Here is a 21457-nt window from a genome sequence, read left to right as displayed (position 1 = left end):
CCCGGACGGCCGGGGCCAGAGGGCTTCCCCTAGCGCTTCTCGGCCTGCATCCGGGCCACGTACGCCGCCGCCTGCGAGCGGCGCTCCATGCCCAGCTTGGACAGCAGGCTGGACACATAGTTCTTGATCGTCTTCTCGGCGAGGTGCAGCCGCTCGCCGATCACCCGGTTGGTGAGGCCCTCGCCGATCAGGTCGAGGATCTTGCGCTCCTGCTCGGTGAGGTTCGCCATCCGGTCGTCGCCCGGCGACCGGCCGCCGTCCCGCAGCCGCTCCAGGACGCGCGCGGTGGCCACCGGGTCGAGCAGGGTCTTCCCGGCGGCGACGTCCCGTACCGCCGACAGCAGTTCATTGCCGCGGATCGCCTTGAGTACATAGCCGGACGCGCCCGCCATGACGGCGTCGAACAGGGCCTCGTCGTCGGCGAACGACGTCAGCATCAGGCACTTGACGGAATCGTCCTGCGAGCGGATCTCGCGGCACACCTCGACGCCGCTGCCGTCCGGCAGGCGCACGTCGAGCACGGCCACGTCGGGGCGGGTCGCGGGGATGCGGACCAGGGCCTCGGCCGCGGTACCGGCCTCGCCGACGACCTCGATGTCCTCCTCCACGGACAGCATCTCGCGGACACCGCGACGTACGACTTCATGATCGTCGAGAAGAAATACCGTGATTTTTCCGTCTTCACGCACGGATTCAGTCTCACACACGATCTCTTCCGCTGCCCGGCATCCGCGGGATAACGTTCGGCTGTTCCGGCCGCCTGCGAAGGCGCTGTCCGGTGCTGTGACCAGGGCATGTTCCGCCGACGGGTGATTTACTTGGAAATCCAAGCAAAATTGCAGGTCAAGTGGGGTTTCGCCGAGGGGCGTAGCACTGGGTAACGTGCCTCTTGCAGGGTGCTCGCCGGGGCACCTGTCACGCCTGTTCCGGCTCCGGTCGCACCCACCCCGTGCACCGGTGAGGAACCAGGCGAGCCGCACTGGTTCCCGGTGACCCCGGGGGCCGGACCGACGGAGGAGCACACGTGACCGTGGAGAGCACTGCCGCGCGCAAGCCGCGCAAGCGCACCGCTGCGAAGAAGCCGCCGGGCGCGCAGAAGCCACCGGGCGGGCAGCCCGACCTCGTGCAGTTGCTGACCCCCGAGGGGCAGCGGGTCAAGGTCGCGGACCACCCGGAGATCGCCGAGTACGCCGCGTATGTCGAGGACATCACGCCCGACGAGCTGCGCGGGCTCTACCGGGACATGGTCCTCACCCGCCGCTTCGACGCCGAGGCCACCAGCCTCCAGCGCCAGGGCGAGCTGGGCCTGTGGGCGTCGCTGCTCGGCCAGGAGGCCGCGCAGATCGGCTCGGGCCGTGCGACCCGCGAGGACGACTACGTCTTCCCGACCTACCGTGAGCACGGCGTCGCCTGGTGCCGCGGGGTCGACCCGACGAACCTCCTCGGCATGTTCCGCGGCGTGAACAACGGCGGCTGGGACCCCAACACCAACAACTTCCACCTGTACACGATCGTCATCGGCTCGCAGACGCTGCACGCCACCGGCTACGCGATGGGCATCACCAAGGACGGCGCCGACTCGGCCGTCATCGCGTACTTCGGGGACGGCGCCTCCAGCCAGGGCGACGTCGCCGAGTCGTTCACGTTCTCCGCCGTCTACAACGCGCCCGTCGTCTTCTTCTGCCAGAACAACCAGTGGGCGATCTCCGAGCCGACCGAGAAGCAGACCCGGGTGCCGCTGTACCAGCGCGCGCAGGGCTACGGCTTCCCGGGCGTCCGCGTCGACGGCAACGACGTCCTCGCCTGCCTCGCCGTCACCAAGTGGGCCCTGGAGCGGGCCCGCAGGGGCGAGGGGCCGACGCTCGTCGAGGCGTTCACATACCGGATGGGCGCGCACACCACGTCGGACGACCCGACGCGCTACCGCCACGACGACGAGCGGGCGGCCTGGGAGGCCAAGGACCCGATCGCGCGGCTGAAGGCGTATCTGGAGTCCGAAGGCCACGCTGATGAGGGATTCTTCGCGGAACTCGAAGCGGAGAGCGAAGCGTTGGGAAAGCGGGTGCGTGAGGTGGTGCGGGCGATGCCGGACCCGGACCATCTGGCCATCTTCGAGAACGTGTACGCGGACGGGCACGCGCTCGTCGACGAGGAGCGGGCGCAGTTCGCCGCCTACCAGGCGTCGTTCGCGGACGGAGAGGTGCGCTGACCATGGCCGTACAGAAGCTCCCGCTCGCCAAGGCGATCACCGAGTCGCTGCGCAGGGCGCTCGACACCGACCCGAAGGTCCTCGTCATGGGCGAGGACGTGGGCAAGCTCGGCGGTGTCTTCCGGGTCACCGACGGGCTGCAGAAGGACTTCGGTGAGGACCGGGTCATCGACACGCCGCTCGCCGAGTCGGGCATCGTCGGCACCGCGATCGGTCTCGCCCTGCGCGGGTACCGCCCGGTGGTGGAGATCCAGTTCGACGGCTTCGTCTTCCCGGCGTACGACCAGATCGTCACGCAGCTCGCGAAGATGCACGCGCGGGCGCTCGGCAAGATCAAGATGCCGGTCGTCATCCGCATTCCGTACGGCGGTGGCATCGGCGCGGTCGAGCACCACTCGGAGTCGCCGGAGGCGCTGTTCGCGCATGTGGCGGGGTTGAAGGTGGTCTCGCCCTCGAACGCGTCGGACGCGTACTGGATGCTCCAGCAGGCCATCCAGAGCGACGACCCGGTGATCTTCTTCGAGCCGAAGCGGCGGTACTGGGACAAGGGCGAGGTCGACCCCGACGCCATCCCCGGGCCGCTGCACAAGGCGCGCGTGGCGCGGGAGGGCACGGATCTGACGCTCGCCGCGTACGGGCCGATGGTGAAGGTGTGCCTGGAAGCCGCGGCTGCCGCGCAGGAGGAGGGCAAGTCCCTCGAAGTGGTCGACCTGCGCTCGATGTCGCCGATCGACTTCGACACGGTGCAGACGTCGGTCGAGAAGACGCGGCGGCTGATCGTGGTGCACGAGGCGCCGGTGTTCCTCGGTACGGGGGCGGAGGTCGCCGCGCGGATCACGGAGCGGTGCTTCTACCACCTGGAGGCGCCCGTGCTGCGGGTCGGCGGCTATCACGCGCCGTACCCGCCGGCGCGCCTGGAGGACGAGTATCTGCCGGGCCTCGACCGGGTGCTCGACGCCGTCGACCGCTCGCTTGCGTACTGAGGAGAGGACGTGACGACGATGACTGACGCGTCCGTACGCGAGTTCAAGATGCCCGACGTGGGCGAGGGGCTCACCGAGGCGGAGATCCTCAAGTGGTACGTCCAGGAAGGTGACACGGTCACCGACGGGCAGGTCGTCTGCGAGGTGGAGACGGCGAAGGCCGCGGTGGAGCTGCCGATTCCGTATGACGGTGTGGTCCGGGAGCTGCGGTTCCCCGAGGGGACGACCGTCGATGTCGGACAGGTGATCATCGCGGTGGACATCGCGGGTGGGGCGGGTCCGGTGGCGCCGGGTTCGGTCTCGCCGGGTCCGGCCGCTTCGGAGACGGTCGCTTCGGAGGCGGTCGCGGAGCCGTCGGCGGGGACGGAACCGTCCGCCGCACCGGAGGCTCCCCCCGGGCGCACGCCCGTCCTCGTGGGGTACGGGGTCGCCGAGTCCTCGACCAAGCGGCGGGCCCGCAAGCCGGTCGCCGCCGCCCCGGAGACCCCGGCAGCCGCACCCGCCCCGGTGGCTGAGGTGGCGGCGGTCGTCGCCACCGGCTCCCGCAACGGCACCCGGCCGCTCGCCAAGCCCCCCGTCCGCAAGCTCGCCAAGGACCTCGGCGTCGACCTCGACACGGTGGTGCCGACCGGACCCGACGGGATCATCACGCGCGAGGACGTCCACGCGGCGGCGGCGCCCGAGGCACCGGTGGCCCCGGTCCCGGCGCCCGTGACGGAGGTCCCGGTTCCGGTCGTCGCGGCCGGACCGGTCGGCGGGGTCGGTGCGCGGGAGACCCGTATCCCCGTCAAGGGCGTCCGGAAGGCGACCGCGCAGGCGATGGTCGGCTCGGCGTTCACGGCGCCGCATGTCACGGAGTTCGTGACGGTGGACGTGACCCGCACGATGAAGCTGGTCGACGAGTTGAAGCGGGACCCCGACACGTACGGCATGACGGGGCTGCGGGTGAACCCGCTGCTGCTGATCGCGCGCGCCCTGCTCGTCGCGATCAAGCGGAACCCGGACGTCAACGCCGCGTGGGACGAGGCGAACCAGGAGATCGTCCTCAAGCACTACGTCAACCTGGGTATCGCCGCGGCGACCCCGCGCGGTCTGCTCGTACCGAACATCAAGGACGCGCACGACAAGAACCTGCCCGAACTGTCCCGCGCCCTGAGCGAGTTGGTGAGCACGGCCCGCGAGGGCAAGACCTCTCCGGCCGCGATGCAGGGCGGCACGGTGACCATCACCAATGTCGGCGTCTTCGGCGTCGACACGGGCACGCCCATCCTGAACCCCGGCGAGTCCGCGATCCTCGCGGTCGGCACGATCAAGCCGCAGCCGTGGGTCCACAAGGGCAAGGTCAAGCCCCGCCAGGTCACCACACTCGCCCTGTCCTTCGACCACCGCCTGATCGACGGCGAACTGGGCTCGAAGTTCCTCGCCGACGTGGCGGCGGTCCTGGAACAGCCGAAGAGGCTCATCGCCTGGGCGTGACCACGGGAGCCTGCGCGGGGGGCGATGCGTCTCCCGCGCGGGCGCCCAGGTCGCGTAGCCGGATGCGGCCCCAGGCGAACAGCGCGCAGATCCCCGCCGCGAGCGGGGCGGCGAGGAGGGTGTGGTCGAGCCCGGTCGGCGGAATCAGGAGACCGCTGAGCAGATCGGGTACTTCGGACCAGGTCAGGAACCCGCGGAGGGCGGCCCGTTCGCCCATTTCCAGGAGGTGGGCGTACAGGACGGCCCCGGCGCAGTACCCGGCCCAGGCGACGAGGAAGACGGCCGCAGGGCGGTCCGACCGTGTGCCGGGTCGCGCGCGCACCATGAAGTGGACCGAGGCGAACAGCGCCGCGTATCCCTGGAGTGCGTACATCTTCGCGTAGGCCCAGTAGGCGGGTGACAGTCTGGGGGGCACGTCGTTCTTGGGCAGACTCCCCTCGGCGAGGGTCACCAGGCGGTCGGCGCAGATCTCGGCGGAGCCGCCGACCCGGCACAGGGCGTACGCGGGTCGGCTCAGCACGCTCTCGTAGAGTCCGGACGACAGCAGCAGAAGCAGCACCAGGGCGCCCGCGGTGGCCAGCACGGTGGCGCCGATCCTGCGCCAGAGGGTTTCCCGGGGGCCGGTGGTTTCGGCCAGCGCCTCCCAGAGAAGCGCCCGCAGGGTGGTGACCTCCGCCGCGGTCCCAGCGCTCTGGCTCTCCTCGCCGCTCTCGCCTTCCTCCCCGCTCCCACCCTCCTCGGCACGCCCTTCCCGTCGCTGCCTGATCCGCGCCGCCCGCCAGGACGCGACGCCCGCACCGCAGATCGCCAGCACGATCGTGTGGGGCGAGGCGTCCTGTGCGTCGGTGAGCAACTGCGCCGCACGATCGCCCCGCAGGACGGGGTCCGCCACCAACTGCGGAAGCTCCAACGCCGTCAGGACCAGCAGATTCGCCAGTGGTGCGAAGGCGACCATCGCGAGACAGAAGAGTCCCGATCGGTCCTCCGCCCCGGAGGACCGGCGGGAGACGGCGCGCGACGCACCGACCAGAAGTCCCAAGAAGAGGGCCAGCCAGAGGGCCTCGTGCAGGTACGCGACCGGACCGGACCGTTCCGCGTTCAGCAGGGTCGGCGACACCGTCATGTAGCGCAGCCGGACCAGGACGCTCTGCTCGGAGTCGGTCGGTGCCAGACCCTCGGCCCAGTCGATCTGGAACGGGAGCGCGCAGACCGCCGCCGCGAGCAGCGTGCCGTACACGGCGCCGGCGGGCCATGTCCCCAGGAGCGGCTTCCACGCCGACGGCTTCCACGCCCCGAGACGCGTCATCAGCGGGAGGTGCCTTCGCCCGCGGCCGAGACACGGAACGGTCTGCCGTCGTTGTCGATGCGCTGTTGCCGTACCTCTTCGCCGTCCCACCAGGTCACGGTCGCAAACCACTCGACGTCGTACCGCTGGGTCCGGCCTGCGAGGGAGAAGGAGTAGGTTCCGTCGGTGGTCACCTGGCGGGGCAGCGAGACGGGCTTGCCCATGGCCTCCGCGGCCTCGCGAGCGGCCTTCTGGGTCGGGCTGCGCCGCAGGTACGACACCGGTACCTCCTGGTTCAGCGGCAGCGTGTCGAGGTCCGCCACCAGAAACTCGGGTTCCTCCCCTCCGCCGCATCCGCCGCCCCGGAAGAAGCTGCCCTGCGCCGGTGTGTCACGGCGGACGACGGTGAGGGTGAGGTCGCGGATCACGACCGCTTTGTCGGCGTTGCCCCGCACGCTCACACTGGCCAGTACCTGGTTCGCGTGGACAATCCGCCCGTCCCGTTCCCAGCGGCTGATCCGGCGCACGTCGCCCCACATGGCGGTACGGAGGTTTTCCTCACCCGGCAGCAGGACCCAGCTCGCCTCGCAGGGGCTGTCCTGCTGCTCCACGACGAGCGCCACCGCGTGATCGGGGAACACCTTTTCGTACAGGCTCTGCCCCAGCGGGGTCACATACGCCAGTACCGCGCAGACGGTCGCGTAGAGCGCGATCCTGTTGGCCGTGCCCATGCGGGTGTGTGCCTGGCGGATGCGGGTGAGGACGGGGGGCCGGGTTGGGGTGCCGGGCGCAACGGGCTCCGGAGAATCAGGCGGAGTTGTAGGTTCCGGGTCGCCCGCGGGCGGATCCGTGGTCGGTGAGGTGGACGCCACGTCCTCGGCCATGCGATCCCCCGGTGTCATCGATGCGGCCGGCGCGCGGTGCACGGACGCGCACAGAATAGATCAGGGCTTGTTCCGTTGGTGGCGGAACAAGCCCTGAATCAAGGTGAGTTGGGAAGGTCGTCGGTTACCGCTTGAAGCCGTAGTCCATCAGCTTCTTCGCGTCCGACGTCCGGTTGGTCTCCGAGGTGGAGGCCAGGACCGTGCCGATCACCGTCTTGCCGTTGCGCGTGGCGGCGAAGACCAGGCAGTACTTGGCCTCCGGGCCCGAGCCCGTCTTGACGCCGATCGCGCCGGAGTAGCTGCCGAGCAGCTTGTTGGTGTTGGTCCAGTTCATATAGCGGTAGCCGCCACTCTTCGTGGTGACCTTCTGCTTTGTCGACGTCGTCTTCACGACCGTGCGGAACGTGGAATTCTTCATCGCGCTGCTGGCGATCTTCGTCAGATCACGCGGCGTCGAGTAGTTCGATCCATTCCCTATGCCGTCGAACGAGTCGAAGTGGGTGTTCTTCAGACCGAGGTCCTTCGCGGCGGCGTTCATCTTGCCGATGAACGACTTCACCCGCGCCGCCCGGGTGGAGCCCGAGCCGAACTTGTCCGCGAGGGCGTACGCCGCGTCGCAGCCGGACGGCAGCATCAGCCCGTAGAGGAGCTGGCGGACGGTGACCTTGTCGCCGACGATCAGCCGGGCCGACGAGGCGCCCTTCGAGACGATGTAGTCGCTGTAGGCCTTCTGGATCGTGACCTTCGAGTCCAGGTTGAGGCCGCGCTGCGCCAGCACCACCTTCGCGGTCATGATCTTCGTGGTGGAACCGGTGGAACGGCGGGTGTCCGCGGCCTTCGTGAACAGGGTCGATCCCGTGCCGTTGTTCATCACGAAGCCGCCCTTGGCGACGATCGTGGGCGGCGCCGGGGTGGCGGCCTGCGCGCCGCTGGCGAACACGCCGCCGACGAGGACGGCGCCCGCGGTGAAAGTCACCGTAACGGCCGTGGCGCGGCGAATGCCCTTAATTCCTGTGTTCAACGTGAACGCTCCAAATGCCCCTGGAATGCAGCGACATGGGGATGCCGCTTCTGGTGATGACTCACGACGGGGCGGGATGGATGTACGGGACGGGAGTTTTTTTCTGTGATTCCGTCCCGCGATATGGACGGCTCTCCCCATGGGTACGTGATGTATCTAAGCTGTGTGCATGCCTTCAGCGCCCTCCGCCCCCTCGACAGCACTCCCCACCACCCCGGTCACCGCCCCCGCCCCCGGCCCCGCCAAACCCCAGCCCGCCGCCGACCGTGTCTACGTGCATGTGAAGCAAGGCGTTCTCGAACGGCGTTACGAGGGCGGAAGCCTGCTCACGGAGGGCGAGTTGGCGGATGCCGTCGGGGTGTCCCGGACCCCCGTACGCGAGGCCCTGCTCCGCCTGGAGGTGGAGGGGCTGATCAAGCTCTACCCGAAGAAGGGCGCCCTGGTCCTGCCGGTCTCCGCGCAGGAGATCGCGGACGTCGTCGAGACCCGGCAGCTCGTCGAGGAGCACGCGGCCCGCAAGGCGGTCCCCGCGTCCCCGCTGCTGATCGCCCGCCTGGAGGAGCTGCTCGAACAGCAGCGCGAGCAGGCCGCCGCCGGTGATCTCGCCCAGGCGGCCGTCACGGACCGCTGTTTCCACGCCGAGATCGTCCGCAGCGGCGGCAACGACATCCTGTCCCGCCTCTACGACCAGCTCCGCGACCGGCAGTTGCGGATGGGCGTCGCCGTCCTGCACTCGCACCCCGACCGGATCGCCAAGACGCTCACCGAGCACCAGGAGATCCTGGACGCCCTGCGCGCCGGTGACGCCGACGCGGCGGTCGCGATCGTGCACCGGCACGTCAGCTGGTTCTCCAACCTGGCGCGGGGCGAGGTCCGATGAGCGCGTCGGCCCCGCCGGTCGCCCTGCCCGGCGACCCACCGGGCGGCCGGCGCGCCGTCCTGGTCTGGTCGGTCGGTGTCGCCGTCTACTTCGTCGCCGTCATCTTCCGCACCTCACTGGGCGTCGCAGGCCTGGACGCCGCCGACCGCTTCCACGTCAACGCCTCCGCCCTGTCCACCTTCTCCATACTCCAGTTGCTCGTGTACGCGGGCATGCAGATACCCGTCGGCCTCCTGGTCGACCGGCTCGGCACGAAGACGATGCTGACGATCGGCGCCGTCCTGTTCACGGCCGGGCAGCTCGGTTTCGCGTTCTCGCCCACGTACGGCATGGCGCTGGCGTCGCGCGCGCTGCTCGGGTGCGGTGACGCGATGACGTTCATCAGCGTGCTGCGGCTCGGCACCCGCTGGTTCCCGGCCCGGCGCGGCCCGCTCGTCGCCCAGCTCGCCGGTCTCGTCGGCATGGCGGGCAACCTGGTCTCGACCCTCGTCCTCGCCCGACTGCTGCACGGCGTCGGCTGGACCACCGCGTTCGCGGGCAGCGCGTTCGCCGGGGTCCTCGTCCTCGTCCTGATGCTGGTGTTCCTGAAGGACCATCCGAAGGGGTACGAGCCGGAGCCGCTGACGCATCGGGGCGCGGCCTACGTACGGCGGCAGATCGCCGCGTCCTGGCGGGAGCCCGGGACCCGGCTCGGGCTGTGGGTGCACTTCACCACGCAGTTCCCGGCGATGGTGTTCCTGCTGCTGTGGGGGCTGCCGTTCCTGGTCGAGGCGCAGGGGCTGTCACGGGCGACCGCGGGGGATCTGCTCACGCTGGTGGTGCTGTCGAACATGGTGGTGGGGTTGGTGTACGGGCAGGTGGTGGCCCGGCACCACGCGGCGCGGCTTCCGCTGGCGCTCGGGACGGTGGCGGTGACGGCGGTGACGTGGGCCGCGGTTCTCTCGTACCCCGGGGTCGGGGGGCGGGCGCCGTTCTGGTTGCTGGTCGTGCTGTGTTCCGTGCTCGGGGCGTGCGGGCCCGCGTCCATGATCGGGTTCGATTTCGCCCGGCCGGCGAATCCGCCTGAGCGGCAGGGGACTGCCTCCGGCATCGTCAACATGGGGGGATTCGTCGCCTCCATGACGACGCTGCTGGCGGTGGGGGTGCTGCTGGATGTGACCGGTGGGGAGTTCCGGGTGGCGTTCTCGGCGGTGTTCGTGTTGGAGGCGGTGGGGCTTTGGCAGATTTTGCGGTTGCGGAAGGGCGCTGCGCGGCGGGAGCGGGAGAGGTTGGTTGCGAGTCGGGTTACTACGGTGCATGTGCCGGCGCAGACGTAGGGGTTGCCGGGCGTCCGGGTGCCGCTGTGCCCACCCGTGCCGCCCCAGCGGCACGATTGCCCACAGCAGCACAGGTGCGTCTACTTAGTGATCGTGAATTCGCGGAGGATCGCCGCCGTCAGTTCCGGGTCGCCTTCCGTCTTGATTCTGTCCGCCACCGCTTCCGGGGTGGTGCGTCCGCAGGCGAGGCGGAAGTGGGTTTCCCAGTCGAGGCTGAGGGTGACCAGGGGGCCCAGCGAAGGGGCGCCGTCCACGCTTCCGCGGCCGTCCGCGTTGACCCGTACCGTGCGCAGGAACTCGATCGGGCCGTGCACGTCGAAGACGACCGCCGAGTTGTTCGGGGCGCCCGCACCGTGCGCGACGACCTTCGGCAGGGCCTCGATCAGGACGTCCTTGGCGACATGTGCGCCGGGAGAGTCCAGGTTGCCGGGCCGCCCGAGCGCCGTCCGCAGGTCCTGCTCGTGCACCCACACGTCGAACGCCCGCCTGCGCATGGCGTCTTCGAGTGTGATCTCCGCCCCGAGCGGTCCCCGAACCTTCGCGTCGGGCTGCCGCGACTCGTTCCGCAACTGCCGCGAGCGGCGGATGATCGTGTACTCCAGCTCCGACGTCATCTCCGGCGCCGTGTGATGGCGGCGCACGTCGACCTGCATCTCCATGTACCGCTGGTGCTCGTTCGTCACGTGGTAGAGGTCGCGCGGCAGCGTGTGGATCGGCCGCGGGTCGCCCAGCATCTCGCAGTCGAGTCCGATCACGTGCGACACGATGTCCCGGACCGACCAGGCCGGGCAGGGCGTCGCCCGATTCCACTCCCCTTCCACTAGCGGCTGGACCAGCTCGGATATCGCATCCACTGAGTGGGTCCAGGCGTCGGCGTAGTTCTGAAGGCTGGGATGGAGACTCACGAGACCCCTCGGGCGTTGTTGCGTGCGGCGGGCTGCGGTTGGCGTGCGGGCGGTCGGCAGGTTTGGCTCGGCGCTTCCGGGGGTCCGGGGGCTCCCCCGGAAAGGACAGTACGCTGCTTGCAGTCACCCCGGCAGTGCTTTCGTGTGACGATCGTAGGCCCGTATTGACGGCTTGAATGCCAGGACGGTGGTAGTGTGCACGCCTCTCTCCTCCAGATCGGTCCAGACGAGGGTGAATCGGTCGATTCGCGCCGTACACGGGTGGCTTCGCTGGTACGGGAACAAGCCGGAGTCGATCTCGTGGTCCTCCCCGAGCTGTGGACGACCGGCGCTTTCGCGTACGAGTCGTTCGACGCGGAGGCCGAGCCGCTGGAGGGGCCGACGTACGAGGTGATGGCCGCGGCGGCCCGTGACGCGGGCGTCTGGCTGCACGCGGGGTCGATCCCCGAGCGGGACGCCGACGGACACCTCTACAACACCTCGCTCGTCTTCTCGCCCACCGGTGAACTCGCCGCCGCCTACCGGAAGATCCACCGCTTCGGCTTCGACAAGGGCGAGGCGGTGTTGATGAGCCCGGGTGAGGACCTGGTGACCGTCCGTCTTCCGGAGACCACGCTCGGCCTCGCCACCTGCTACGACCTGCGGTTTCCCGAACTGTTCCGGGGGCTGGTCGACGCAGGTGCCGAGACCTTGGTGATTCCGGCGGGGTGGCCGGAGCGGCGGCGCGGGCACTGGTCGCTGCTCGCGAGGGCGCGGGCCGTGGAGAATCAGGCGTTCGTGGTGGCGTGCGGGAGTGCGGGGGCGCATGCGGGGGTGCCGCAGGCGGGGTTCAGTGTGGTGGTCGATCCCTGGGGCGAGGTGGTGGGGGAGCTGGCGCACGCCGAGGAGGGGGTTTTGCGGGTACGGATCGATCCTGAGCGGGTGGGGGTTACCCGGGAACAGTTCCCGGCGCTGAAGGACCGCCGACTTCGCTAGCTACTCAATCGTTGTCCCGTTCCTTCTCCGCGAGGTTGATCGCGCAGACGGTCACCGCGATGATCAGTGCCGGGTCCGCGTCCTCGCGGACGATGTCCACCCCGTACGTCTCCCGTAACCGCAGCCACCGCCGCGACACGACCGCCAGCACCTCGCCGTCGTACTCGATGACGAACTCGCGGTCGAGGATCTTGCCGCTGACGTCGAGTTCCGTGCCCTCGACCAGGGTGACGCGGTAGTGGTTGCGCAGCAGGGAGAGGCGTTTGCGGCGGAGAGTCGCGAGGGGTTCCCCGTCCCGCTCGATGACCATCGTGTCCCGTAGCGCGAACATTTTTTGGTGGATGTCGATCAGGGTCCGCCCCCGCCGGTCCTTCAGTTGGAAGGTGTCCCGCAGGCGCATGGCCTTGCCGTCGACGAGGAAGATCTTGTCGCCGCGCTCGTCCTCGATCCAGTAGTCCTCGCCGAAGCCGAGCAGCCGGTCTCTTACCAGAAGTTTCATACGCTTACGCGTTCCCCGGCCGCGGGTCCGAAACGCCGCCGGTAGGCCGACGGGCTTAGTCCGGTTTCGCGGCGCAGCCGTGCGCGGAGGTTGGCGGCGGTGCCGAGGCCGCTGTGGCGGGCGACGAGGTCGAGGCGTTCCTCGCCGCGCTCGATCAGTCGGCAGGCCAGCGCCACGCGCTCACCGGTGAGCCAGGCCAGAGGCGTGGTGCCGAGCTGGGCGCGGAAGCGGCGGTGCAGGGTGGCGGGGCTGACGGCGGCGTGCGCGGCGAGGTCGGTGACGGTGAGGGGGTCGCCGAGGCGCTCCTGCGCCCAGGCGAGGAGCGGGCCGAGGGATTCGCCGGCGATGTCGGGCACCGGGCGCTCCACGAACTGGCGCTGGCCGCCGTCGCGGTGGGCGGCGAAGACGAGGCGCCGGGAGACGGCGTTCGCGATCTCGGCGCCGTGGTCGCGGCGGACCAGATGCAGCCCGAGGTCGAGCGCGGAGGCGCTGCCGGACGCGGTGAGCAGGTCGCCGTCGTCCACGAACAGGACGTCCGGCTCCAGGCGTACCCGGGGGAAACGGGTGCGGAAGGAGTCCGCCCACATCCAGTGGCAGGCGGCCCGGCGCCCGTCGAGCAGCCCGGCCTCGGCGAGCGTGAAGGCGCCGCTGCAGAATCCGACGAGCCGGGCGCCCCTGGCATGGGCGCGGCGGACCGCGTCGAGGACGTCCGGGGTGCGGGGCGTGTCGGTGTCGGGCCGGTTCGGCACGATCAGGGTGTCGGCGGCCTCGGCCGCGTCGAGCCCGGCGACATCCGTGAGGGTGAAGAAGCCGTCGCGCATACGGGTACGGGGCGCCGCCGCGCAGAGGCGGAAGTCGTACAGGTCCCGGCCCAGCTCGGGCCGGCGCAGTCCGAAGACCTCGATCGCGCAGCTCAGCTCGAAGGGGTTGGAGTTCTCGTCCACGATCACGACGATCCGGTGAGGGTGCGCTCCGGCGACCCCCGGGCGCTGCGAGGAATCTTGCGGCATATGCGATTTCTAGCACTCGTGGGGGAGCCGGACTACGGCGGAGGATGCGGTCATGACCGACAACACGGCACCGATCGCGCCCGCGTCCACGCCGATCTCCCTGCGCGCGGCACTCGACTCCTTCGACGCCCTGTGGAGCCCCCGCATCGTCACGCGGGTCAACGACTACGACGTGCGCGTGACCAAGGTGGCGGGCGAGCATCTGTGGCACGTGCACGACGACACGGACGAGTTCTTCCTGGTGATCGAGGGCGAACTGTCGATCGCGCTCCGCGAGACGGCCGGGGAACGTGGCGGGGAACGTACGGTCACCCTGCCCCGGGGCTCCGTCTTCACCGTCCCGCGCGGCATCTGGCACAAGCCGTCCGCCCGCGAAGGCACCGAGATCCTGCTCCTCGAACCGACCGGCACCTCCACGGTCGGCGACCACCACGACGAGATTCCGTCCCACGTGGACGCGACCACCGGTCACGGACTCGGCCGGCCGTGATGGCACCCTTGACCTCATGAACGCTGCCTCTCCCCGCCGTACCCGAGTCCGTGCCCCCGAGCTGATCGGCAAAGGCGGCTGGCTGAACACGGGTGGGAGCGACCTCACCCTCGCCGACCTGCGCGGACGTATCGTTCTGCTCGATTTCTGGACCTTCTGCTGCATCAACTGTCTGCATGTCCTGGACGAGCTGCGGGAGCTGGAGGAGCGGCACCGGGACACCGTCGTGATCATCGGGGTGCACTCGCCGAAGTTCGTGCACGAGGCCGAGCACCAGGCCGTCGTGGACGCCGTGGAGCGGTACGGGGTCGAGCATCCCGTGCTGGACGATCCCGAGCTGACGACCTGGAAGCAGTACGCGGTGCGGGCCTGGCCGACGCTCGTCGTGATCGACCCCGAGGGGTACGTCGTCGCGCAGCACGCGGGTGAGGGGCATGCGCACGCCCTCGCCAAGCTGGTCGAGGAGCTGGAGGCCGAGCACGGCGCGAAGGGCACGCTGCGGCGCGGCGACGGTCCGTATGTGGCGCCGGAGCCCGTCGCGACGGATCTCCGTTTCCCCGGCAAGGCACTCGCCCTCCCGTCCGGGCGGCTGCTCGTCTCGGACACGACGCGGCATCAGCTCGTGGAGCTGGAGGCGGACGGCGAGACGGTGGTGCGGCGGATCGGGTCCGGGGCGCGGGGGTTCGCGGACGGGCCTGCGGCGGAGGCCGCGTTCAGCGAGCCGCAGGGGCTGGCCCTCCTCGATGACATGACGGTCGTCGTCGCCGACACCGTGAATCACGCGCTGCGCGCCCTCGACCTGGCGTCCGGCGCCGTGGTGACGCTCGCCGGTACCGGGCGGCAGTGGTGGCAGGGGTCGCCGACGAGTGGTCCCGCGCGTGAGGTGGATCTGTCGTCGCCGTGGGACGTGGCCGTGTTCCAGGGGCGGGTGTGGATCGCGATGGCGGGCGTCCACCAGCTGTGGACGTACGACCCGGCCGAGCGGACCGTGGCCGTCGCGGCGGGCACCACCAACGAGGGCCTGGTCGACGGGCCGGGCGCCGACGCGTGGTTCGCCCAGCCGTCCGGGCTCGCGGCGACCGCCGACCGGCTCTGGGTGGCCGACTCCGAGACGAGCGCCCTGCGCTGGGTGGACACCGAGGGCGCCGTGCACACGGCCGTCGGCACCGGCCTGTTCGACTTCGGGCACCGCGACGGCGCCGCCGGGCAGGCGCTGCTCCAGCATCCGCTGGGCGTGACGGCCCTGCCGGACGGTTCGGTCGTCGTCAGCGACACGTACAACCACGCACTGCGCCGCTACGACCCCGCGACCGGCGAGGTCACCACGCTCGCGACCGATCTGCGCGAGCCGTCGGACGCGGTGCTCGTCGGTGGCGGGACGGGCGCCGGGGTGCCCGAGATCGTGGTCGTCGAGTCGGGCCGGCACCGGCTGACCCGGCTGCGGCTGCCCGAGGAGGCGGTCCGCGTGGAGTCCGTCGCGCACCGCACCAAGCGCGCGGCCACGGAGGTCGCCCCCGGCAAGCTCCGCCTCGACGTGATCTTCCAGGCCCCGGCGGGCCAGAAACTCGACACCCGGTACGGCCCGTCGACCCGCCTGCTCGTCTCCGCGACCCCGCCCGAACTGCTCCTCTCCGGCGAGGGCGCCGGCACGGACCTCGCCCGCACCCTGGAGCTGAACCCGGCCGTCCCGGAAGGCGTCCTGCACGTCTCGGCGATGGCGGCGTCCTGCGACGACGACCCGGCCAACGAGTACCCGGCCTGCCACGTCCACCAACAGGACTGGGGCGTACCGCTCCACCTCACCCCGGACGGCCCGGACCGGCTGCCGCTGGTGCTGGCGGGGATGGACGAGACGTGACGTATGTGAGGCGTGACCTATGAGGCGTTGACCTGCGAGGCGTGCCCTATGAACGCGCCGGGAAAGGGATCCCGAGCGCGTCGAGGACGGCCAGCGGGTCGAGGTAGTCCCGCCAGTGGGTGATACGGCGGTCCCGGATGGTGACCACGGAGACGAAGTGGTTGTCGTACGCCCGGCCCTTGGCGACCGCCCTGCCGTGCACCGCGTATTCGAGGACGACGACCGAGGCCTCGCGGTCGTGGTGGACGGCGAGGCCGTCGAAGAAGTGCTCCCCGTCGACCAGGTCGCCGAGCCCTTCCAGGCGGATACGGGAGGGCGCGGTGACGGCGGCGTCCGGGTCGTCAGGCGTCGGCGGTCCGGGTCGTCGTGAAGCGGCGGCGGTATTCGGTGGGGGTGGTGTTCAGGTGGCGGGCGAAGGCGCGGCGGAGGGTTTCGTCGCTGCCGAGGCCGCTGTGGCGGGCCGCCGAGGTGACGCTGTGGCCGTCGAGGAGGAGTTGCTGGGCACGGTCCAGGCGGACGCGTTCGACCCAGCGGGCGGGTGTGGTGCCGAACTCGGTCTGGAAGAGCCGGGCCAGATGCCGGGTGCTGAGGGCGGCGGAGGTGGCCAGGGCGGGCAGGCTGTGGTCGGCGGCCGGGTCGGCGAGTACGGACGCGGTCAGCGAGCGCAGCACATCGCTGCGCGCCGGCGGGGTCACCAGCGCCGTCGAGAACTGTGACTGCCCGCCGGGCCGTTGCATGAAGACGACCAGTTCGCGGGCGGCGTCGCGGGCCGCGTCCGCTCCGTGGTCGTCCTCCACGAGGGCGAGGGCCAGATCGATACCGGCGCTGATGCCCGCCGATGTGACGTAGCGGCCGTCGCGGATGTGGAGGGCGTCCGGCTCGACGCGGATCCGGGGGTAGCGGCGGGCGAGCGTCTTGGCGTGCCGCCAGTGGGTGGTCGCCCGGCGCCCGTCGAGCAGGCCCAGCTCCGCGAGGACGAACGCTCCGGTGCAGACCGCCGCGACCCGGGGCGCCCCCTCGGCGAGGACGGCCGCCGCCGACAGCAGCTCGTCGCCCGACGCCTCCTCGGCCAGCCGGTCGGCCCCGGCGACCACGAGCGTGTCGACCGCCCCGGCCCCGGCCACCGCCGTGGTCGCTGCCAGCACCAGGCCCGACGAGGTGGTGATGTCGCCGCCGCGCGGGGAGACGACGACAGGCGCGTACGGGTGGCCGAGCCGCCCCGCCTGGGTCAGCACCTCCAGGGGGCCGCTGACGTCGAGCAGGGTCACCCCGTCGAAGGCGAGGAACGCGACGCGATGGGTGACGGGGGGATGGGTGACGGGGTCCGGCGTACGCGGGGTCATGTCTGAATCTGAGGGGTGTGTGGCCTCTTGGACATGGCACCAGGGTACGGCAGGGGGCGACCGTGGAGGGAGTCAGCTCACCGGCGGACCGTCCGAGTCGGTGAGCGAGGAAGAAGGAAGGACAGACGTCATGAGTGCATCCACGAGCGCCGCGTCCGCGAGCGCGTCCCCGAACGCGTCCACGAGTGAATCGATCGCCGGTGTCCGGATCCCGGACAGCACCCTCACCCGCGAGGCGACCGAGCTGGTACGGGACGTCGCCGCGCCGCTGCTGTACGACCACTCCCGGCGGGTGTTCCTGTTCGGGTCACTGCGCGGCCAGGAGCAGGGTCTGCGCTTCGACCCCGAGCTGCTGTACGTGGGGGCGATGTTCCACGATCTGGGGCTGACCGAGCGGTTCCGCCGCACCGACCAGCGGTTCGAGATCGACGGTGCGGACGAGGCCCGCCGCTTCCTGCACGCCCACGGCATCACCGGTGAGCCGGCCGACCGGGTCTGGACGGCCATCGCCCTGCACACCACGCCGGAGATCCCCCTGCACATGGCGCCCGAGGTCGCCCTGGTCACCCGGGGCGTGGAACTGGACGTCCTCGGCATCGGCTACCACGCCGTCTCCGAGGAGGAGCGGGCGGCCGTCGTCGCGGCCCACCCCCGCCCGGACTTCAAGAACCGGATCCTCGCTGCGTTCACCGAGGGCATCAAGGACCGCCCCGACACGACGTTCGGCAACGTCAAGGCCGACGTACTGGCCCACTACGTCCGCGGATTCGTCCCCGGCGACTTCGTGGAGGTCATCAAGAACTCCGACTGGCCGGAGTAACCACGCCCCCGCGATGGCGGTCAGCCCTCCAGGAAAGCCGTGAGGGTGTTGGCCAGCATGTGCGGGTCGTCCACGGCGCAGAGTTCGCGGGCGCTGTGCATCGACAGGATCGCCACGCCGATGTCGACCGTCTTGATGCCGTGCCGGGCCGCCGTGATCGGGCCGATGGTGGTGCCGCACGGCATCGCGTTGTTCGAGACGAAGGACTGGAACGGCACCCCGGCCTTCTCGCAGGCGGCGGCGAACACCGCACGGCCCGTGCCATCCGTGGCGTAACGGTTGTTCACGTTGACCTTGAGGATGGGGCCGCCGCCCGCGCGCGGGTGGTGCGTCGGGTCGTGGCGCTCCGCGTAGTTGGGGTGCACGGCGTGCCCGGTGTCCGAGGAGAGACAGACCGTACCGGCGAAGGCGCGGGCGCGGTCCTCGAAGGAGCCGCCGCGCGCGAACACCGACCGCTCCAGGACGGAGCCGAGCAGCGGCCCGTCGGCGCCGGTGTCCGACTGCGAACCGGTCTCCTCGTGGTCGAAGGCGGCGAGCACCGGAATGTACGGGAGGCTCCCGGCGGCGGTGGCCACGGCGGCGAGCGCGGCCGTCCCGGCGTGCACCGACAGGAGGTTGTCCATACGGGGGCCCGCGAGCAGTTCCTTGTCCCGGCCCAGATAGGCGGGCGGTTCGACCGAGTGGGACATCAGGTCCCAGCCCGCCACCTCGCCGTCACCGAGGTCGAACTCCTCCTCCAGGAACCGGATCAGATCGCCCTCGTGCGCCTCACCGAGCCCCCAGACGGGCTGCGCGTGCCGCTGCTGGTCGAGCTTCAGGCCCTCCGCGTTGACCCCTCGGTCGAGATGCACGGCGAGCTGCGGTACGCGCATCAGTGCCCGGTCCACATTCACCAGCCGGGTCGTCCCGTCCCGCAGCGTGAGCCGGCCGGCGAGACCGAGATCGCGGTCGAGCCAGGAGTTGAGCAGCGGGCCGCCGTAGATCTCGACGGCGATCTGGCGCCAGCCGTGACCGCCCATGTCGGGCAGCGGCTTGACCCGCAGGTTCGGCGAATCGGTATGGGCACCGACGATCCGGAACCCGGTGTGCGCGGTGGCGCCCTCCGGCACGTACCAGGCGATGACCGCGCCACCGCGCACCACGTACCGGCCACCCGCCGTGCCGTCCCACGCATCGACCTCGGCCACCTGCCGGAACCCGGCCTTCTCCAACCGCTCGGCGACATTCGCCACCGCGTGATACGGCGTCGGACTCGCCGCGAGAAAGGACACGAGGTCGTCGGTATGGGCGCGATCAAAGCGGGGGGAGGTAACCATGCCATCACCTTAACGACAGCCACCCAAACCGGGACTGCGCCCCGATCTCCCCGGCGGCGGTGGCACCGAAGACGCAGGGCTGAGCCCTGCGACCCGGCGCCCCAGACCCCCCAAGGGGCGCGGGGAACTGCGCGCCCAGCCACCGACGGCCCGCAGTCGATAACGAACCGCACCACCCCTGATCAGCCGACCGCAGGTCATTCCGCGGGGAACTGCGCGCCCAGCCCCCGACGGCCCGCAGTCGAAAACGAACCGCACCACCCCGATCAGCCGACCGCAGGTCAGTCCGCAGTCGAAATCCAACCGCACAAACCCCGGCTCAGCCGACCGCAGGTCAGAACGCCGACTCCTCCAGGTCCATCAACTCAAGCCCCACCCCCTCCGCAATCCCCCGCTGCATCGAAACCCCCGGCAACACATTCCCCGCGAAGAACTTGGCCGCGGCAATCTTGCCGCTGTAGAACCCCCGGTCCTTCGCCCCCGCACTCGGCAGTTTCTCCGCCGCCACAGCCGCCCCCCGCAGCAACAGGTAACCGACCACCACATCACCCGACGCCATCAGCAACCGCGTCGTGTTCAGCCCGACCTTGTAGATCGCCCGTACATCCTGCTCGGTCGCCGCGAGATCCGTCAGCATCACGCCGACGATCGCCTCCAGGTCCGCGGCGGCCTGGGCGAGCTGCCCGCGCGCCCCGGCCAGCTCCTCGCCACCCGCCCCGACCGCGAGGAACTTCTTGATCTCCTCGGCCAGCGAGTTCAGCGCGGCACCCTGGTTCCGGACGATCTTCCGGAAGAAGTAGTCCTGCCCCTGGATCGCCGTGGTGCCCTCGTACAGGGTGTCGATCTTGGCGTCCCGGATGTACTGCTCGATCGGGTACTCCTGGAGGTACCCGGAGCCACCGAAGATCTGGAGCGACTGCGCGAGCTGCTCGTACGCCTTCTCGGAGCCGTACCCCTTGACGATCGGCAGCAGAAGATCGTTCAGCGCGTGCTCCTGCGCCGCGTCCTCACCTGCCGCCTCCTTCGCCGCGATCGTGTCCTGGACCGACGCGGTGTGCAGGACGAGCGCGCGCATTCCCTCCGCGTACGCCTTCTGCTCCATCAGCGAGCGCCGTACGTCCGGGTGGTGCGTGATGGTGACCTTGGGCGCCGTCTTGTCCATGAACTGTGCGAGATCGGGCCCCTGGACGCGCTCCTTGGCATACTCCAGGGCGTTCAGATACCCCGTCGACAGCGTCGAGATCGCCTTCGTGCCGACCATCATGCGCGCGAACTCGATGATCCGGAACATCTGCCGGATGCCGTCGTGCCGGTCGCCGATCAGCCAGCCCTTGGCCGGGTGCCGGTCGCCGAAGGTCATCTCGCAGGTGTTGGACGCCTTGAGGCCCATCTTGTGCTCGACGTTCGTCGCGTACACACCGTTGCGCTCGCCCAGCTCGCCGGTCTCGAAGTCGAAGAGGAACTTCGGTACGAGGAAGAGGGACAGCCCCTTGGTGCCCGGACCGGCACCCTCCGGGCGGGCGAGGACGTAGTGAAGGATGTTCTCCTCCATGTCGTGCTCGCCGGACGTGATGAACCTCTTCACCCCCTCGATGTGCCAGGAGCCGTCCTCCTGCGGGACCGCCTTGGTGCGCCCGGCGCCCACGTCGGAGCCCGCGTCGGGCTCGGTGAGGACCATGGTGGAGCCCCAGGTCTTCTCGACGGCTATCGAGGCGATCTTCTGCTGGACCTCATTGCCCTCCTCGAAGAGGATGCGGGCGAAAGCGGGGCCCGACGAGTACATCCAGATCGCCGGGTTCGCCCCGAGGACCAGCTCCGCGTACGACCAGATCAGGGACGGCGGGGCCGTGGTGCCGCCGATCTCCTCGGGCAGGCCGAGCCGCCAGTACTCGGAGTCCATGAAGGCGCGGTACGACTTCTTGAAGGTGTCGGGCAGCGGCGCCGTGTTCGTCTCCGGGTCGAACACGGGCGGTGTGCGGTCCCCGTCCGTGAAGGACTCCGCCAGCTCGTGCTCCGCGAGCCGGTTCAGCTCCGACAGGACACTCCTGGCGGTCTCGACGTCCATCTCCGCGAACGGACCGGTCCCGTACAGCTTGTCGCGCCCGAGCACCTCGAAGAGGTTGAACTCGATGTCGCGGAGATTCGACTTGTAGTGCCCCATGGCGACGACTCCGTAAGTAGCAGGCA

General features: G+C 70.3%; 21 protein-coding genes. 10 read left to right on the top strand and 11 right to left on the bottom strand.

The genetic code is table 11. The features are described from left to right. Nucleotides 1–29: 29 nt before the first annotated feature. A complete protein-coding gene (locus tag ACIQNU_RS41655; RefSeq protein ID WP_401377275.1) occupies nucleotides 30–689 on the bottom strand; it encodes a response regulator in 660 nt (219 codons plus the stop codon). Nucleotides 690–1024: 335 nt separating this feature from the next. On the opposite strand from ACIQNU_RS41655, the gene pdhA reads away from it, so the two are divergent. The 3 genes from pdhA to ACIQNU_RS41640 are packed head-to-tail and all read left to right on the top strand — an operon-like array spanning nucleotide 1025 to nucleotide 4668. Next, on the top strand, nucleotides 1025–2209 hold the full coding sequence (pdhA, locus tag ACIQNU_RS41650) for a pyruvate dehydrogenase (acetyl-transferring) E1 component subunit alpha (protein WP_401377271.1): 1185 nt from the start codon (nucleotides 1025–1027) through the stop codon (nucleotides 2207–2209). A gap of 2 nt (nucleotides 2210–2211) precedes the next feature. Next, entirely contained in the window at nucleotides 2212–3192 is a 981-nt protein-coding gene (locus ACIQNU_RS41645; protein ID WP_401377268.1) for an alpha-ketoacid dehydrogenase subunit beta, read from the top strand. Nucleotides 3193–3201: 9 nt separating this feature from the next. Next, nucleotides 3202–4668 carry a dihydrolipoamide acetyltransferase family protein gene (locus ACIQNU_RS41640; protein ID WP_401377265.1) on the top strand — a complete coding sequence of 489 codons (1467 nt, stop codon included), beginning with the start codon at nucleotides 3202–3204 and terminating at the stop codon, nucleotides 4666–4668. Here the strand turns inward: ACIQNU_RS41640 and ACIQNU_RS41635 are convergent. The 3 genes from ACIQNU_RS41635 to ACIQNU_RS41625 form a co-directional block, all read right to left on the bottom strand. After that, a complete protein-coding gene (locus tag ACIQNU_RS41635; RefSeq protein ID WP_401377263.1) occupies nucleotides 4652–5974 on the bottom strand; it encodes a hypothetical protein in 1323 nt (440 codons plus the stop codon). The genes ACIQNU_RS41640 and ACIQNU_RS41635 overlap by 17 nt on opposite strands. Then, nucleotides 5974–6684: a hypothetical protein gene (locus tag ACIQNU_RS41630; RefSeq protein ID WP_401377261.1), complete on the bottom strand. Its 711-nt coding sequence runs from the start codon at nucleotides 6682–6684 to the stop codon at nucleotides 5974–5976. Before ACIQNU_RS41630 ends, ACIQNU_RS41635 begins: the two co-directional genes overlap by 1 nt. A gap of 277 nt (nucleotides 6685–6961) precedes the next feature. Continuing rightward, nucleotides 6962–7858 carry a D-alanyl-D-alanine carboxypeptidase family protein gene (locus tag ACIQNU_RS41625; protein WP_401377258.1) on the bottom strand — a complete coding sequence of 299 codons (897 nt, stop codon included), beginning with the start codon at nucleotides 7856–7858 and terminating at the stop codon, nucleotides 6962–6964. A gap of 169 nt (nucleotides 7859–8027) precedes the next feature. Between ACIQNU_RS41625 and ACIQNU_RS41620 the strand changes: the two genes are divergently transcribed. Continuing rightward, on the top strand, nucleotides 8028–8738 hold the full coding sequence (locus ACIQNU_RS41620; RefSeq protein WP_401377255.1) for a GntR family transcriptional regulator: 711 nt from the start codon (nucleotides 8028–8030) through the stop codon (nucleotides 8736–8738). Then, a complete protein-coding gene (locus ACIQNU_RS41615; protein WP_401377253.1) occupies nucleotides 8735–10054 on the top strand; it encodes a nitrate/nitrite transporter in 1320 nt (439 codons plus the stop codon). Before ACIQNU_RS41620 ends, ACIQNU_RS41615 begins: the two co-directional genes overlap by 4 nt. Before the next feature lie 80 nt (nucleotides 10055–10134). Here ACIQNU_RS41615 and ACIQNU_RS41610 read toward each other — a convergent pair whose 3' ends face one another. Further along, on the bottom strand, nucleotides 10135–10959 hold the full coding sequence (locus ACIQNU_RS41610) for a maleylpyruvate isomerase family mycothiol-dependent enzyme (protein WP_401377250.1): 825 nt from the start codon (nucleotides 10957–10959) through the stop codon (nucleotides 10135–10137). A 195-nt stretch (nucleotides 10960–11154) separates the two neighbouring features. On the opposite strand from ACIQNU_RS41610, the gene ACIQNU_RS41605 reads away from it, so the two are divergent. Continuing rightward, complete coding sequence (locus tag ACIQNU_RS41605; RefSeq protein ID WP_401377247.1) at nucleotides 11155–11934, top strand: carbon-nitrogen family hydrolase; 780 nt, start codon at nucleotides 11155–11157, stop codon at nucleotides 11932–11934. Nucleotides 11935–11938: 4 nt separating this feature from the next. On the opposite strand, the gene ACIQNU_RS41600 is transcribed toward ACIQNU_RS41605, so the two are convergent. Both ACIQNU_RS41600 and ACIQNU_RS41595 read right to left on the bottom strand, forming a co-directional pair. After that, entirely contained in the window at nucleotides 11939–12433 is a 495-nt protein-coding gene (locus ACIQNU_RS41600) for an LURP-one-related/scramblase family protein (RefSeq protein WP_401377245.1), read from the bottom strand. After that, nucleotides 12430–13443 (bottom strand): GlxA family transcriptional regulator, encoded by a 1014-nt coding sequence (locus ACIQNU_RS41595; protein ID WP_401377242.1) that lies wholly within the window; start codon nucleotides 13441–13443, stop codon nucleotides 12430–12432. The genes ACIQNU_RS41600 and ACIQNU_RS41595 overlap by 4 nt, the downstream gene beginning before the upstream one ends. A 52-nt stretch (nucleotides 13444–13495) precedes the next feature. On the opposite strand from ACIQNU_RS41595, the gene ACIQNU_RS41590 reads away from it, so the two are divergent. Both ACIQNU_RS41590 and ACIQNU_RS41585 read left to right on the top strand, forming a co-directional pair. After that, nucleotides 13496–13933 (top strand): cupin domain-containing protein, encoded by a 438-nt coding sequence (locus ACIQNU_RS41590; RefSeq protein WP_401377239.1) that lies wholly within the window; start codon nucleotides 13496–13498, stop codon nucleotides 13931–13933. A 16-nt stretch (nucleotides 13934–13949) separates the two neighbouring features. Further along, nucleotides 13950–15791 carry an NHL domain-containing thioredoxin family protein gene (locus ACIQNU_RS41585; protein WP_401377236.1) on the top strand — a complete coding sequence of 614 codons (1842 nt, stop codon included), beginning with the start codon at nucleotides 13950–13952 and terminating at the stop codon, nucleotides 15789–15791. A gap of 46 nt (nucleotides 15792–15837) precedes the next feature. On the opposite strand, the gene ACIQNU_RS41580 is transcribed toward ACIQNU_RS41585, so the two are convergent. Beyond that, nucleotides 15838–15993 carry a nuclear transport factor 2 family protein gene (locus tag ACIQNU_RS41580; RefSeq protein WP_401377233.1) on the bottom strand — a complete coding sequence of 52 codons (156 nt, stop codon included), beginning with the start codon at nucleotides 15991–15993 and terminating at the stop codon, nucleotides 15838–15840. Here ACIQNU_RS41580 and ACIQNU_RS41575 point away from each other — a divergent pair. Continuing rightward, on the top strand, nucleotides 15988–16161 hold the full coding sequence (locus ACIQNU_RS41575; protein ID WP_401377230.1) for a hypothetical protein: 174 nt from the start codon (nucleotides 15988–15990) through the stop codon (nucleotides 16159–16161). The genes ACIQNU_RS41580 and ACIQNU_RS41575 overlap by 6 nt on opposite strands. Here the strand turns inward: ACIQNU_RS41575 and ACIQNU_RS41570 are convergent. Continuing rightward, on the bottom strand, nucleotides 16133–17134 hold the full coding sequence (locus ACIQNU_RS41570; RefSeq protein ID WP_401377227.1) for a GlxA family transcriptional regulator: 1002 nt from the start codon (nucleotides 17132–17134) through the stop codon (nucleotides 16133–16135). The two genes, ACIQNU_RS41575 and ACIQNU_RS41570, sit on opposite strands and share 29 nt — an antisense overlap. Before the next feature lie 130 nt (nucleotides 17135–17264). On the opposite strand from ACIQNU_RS41570, the gene ACIQNU_RS41565 reads away from it, so the two are divergent. Further along, nucleotides 17265–17954 carry an HD domain-containing protein gene (locus ACIQNU_RS41565; protein ID WP_401377225.1) on the top strand — a complete coding sequence of 230 codons (690 nt, stop codon included), beginning with the start codon at nucleotides 17265–17267 and terminating at the stop codon, nucleotides 17952–17954. A gap of 20 nt (nucleotides 17955–17974) precedes the next feature. On the opposite strand, the gene ACIQNU_RS41560 is transcribed toward ACIQNU_RS41565, so the two are convergent. Both ACIQNU_RS41560 and ACIQNU_RS41555 read right to left on the bottom strand, forming a co-directional pair. Then, nucleotides 17975–19270 carry a M18 family aminopeptidase gene (locus ACIQNU_RS41560; RefSeq protein WP_401377222.1) on the bottom strand — a complete coding sequence of 432 codons (1296 nt, stop codon included), beginning with the start codon at nucleotides 19268–19270 and terminating at the stop codon, nucleotides 17975–17977. Between the two features lie 334 nt (nucleotides 19271–19604). Beyond that, the gene (locus ACIQNU_RS41555; protein WP_401377219.1) at nucleotides 19605–21431 is read right to left on the bottom strand and encodes an acyl-CoA dehydrogenase; all 1827 of its coding nucleotides are present in this window, start codon (nucleotides 21429–21431) and stop codon (nucleotides 19605–19607) included. Nucleotides 21432–21457: the final 26 nt, after the last annotated feature.

This window comes from Streptomyces sp. NPDC091292, assembly GCF_044757265.1.
In the GTDB taxonomy this organism is placed as follows: domain Bacteria; phylum Actinomycetota; class Actinomycetes; order Streptomycetales; family Streptomycetaceae; genus Streptomyces.
This window is presented reverse-complemented; position numbering and strand designations above follow the sequence as displayed.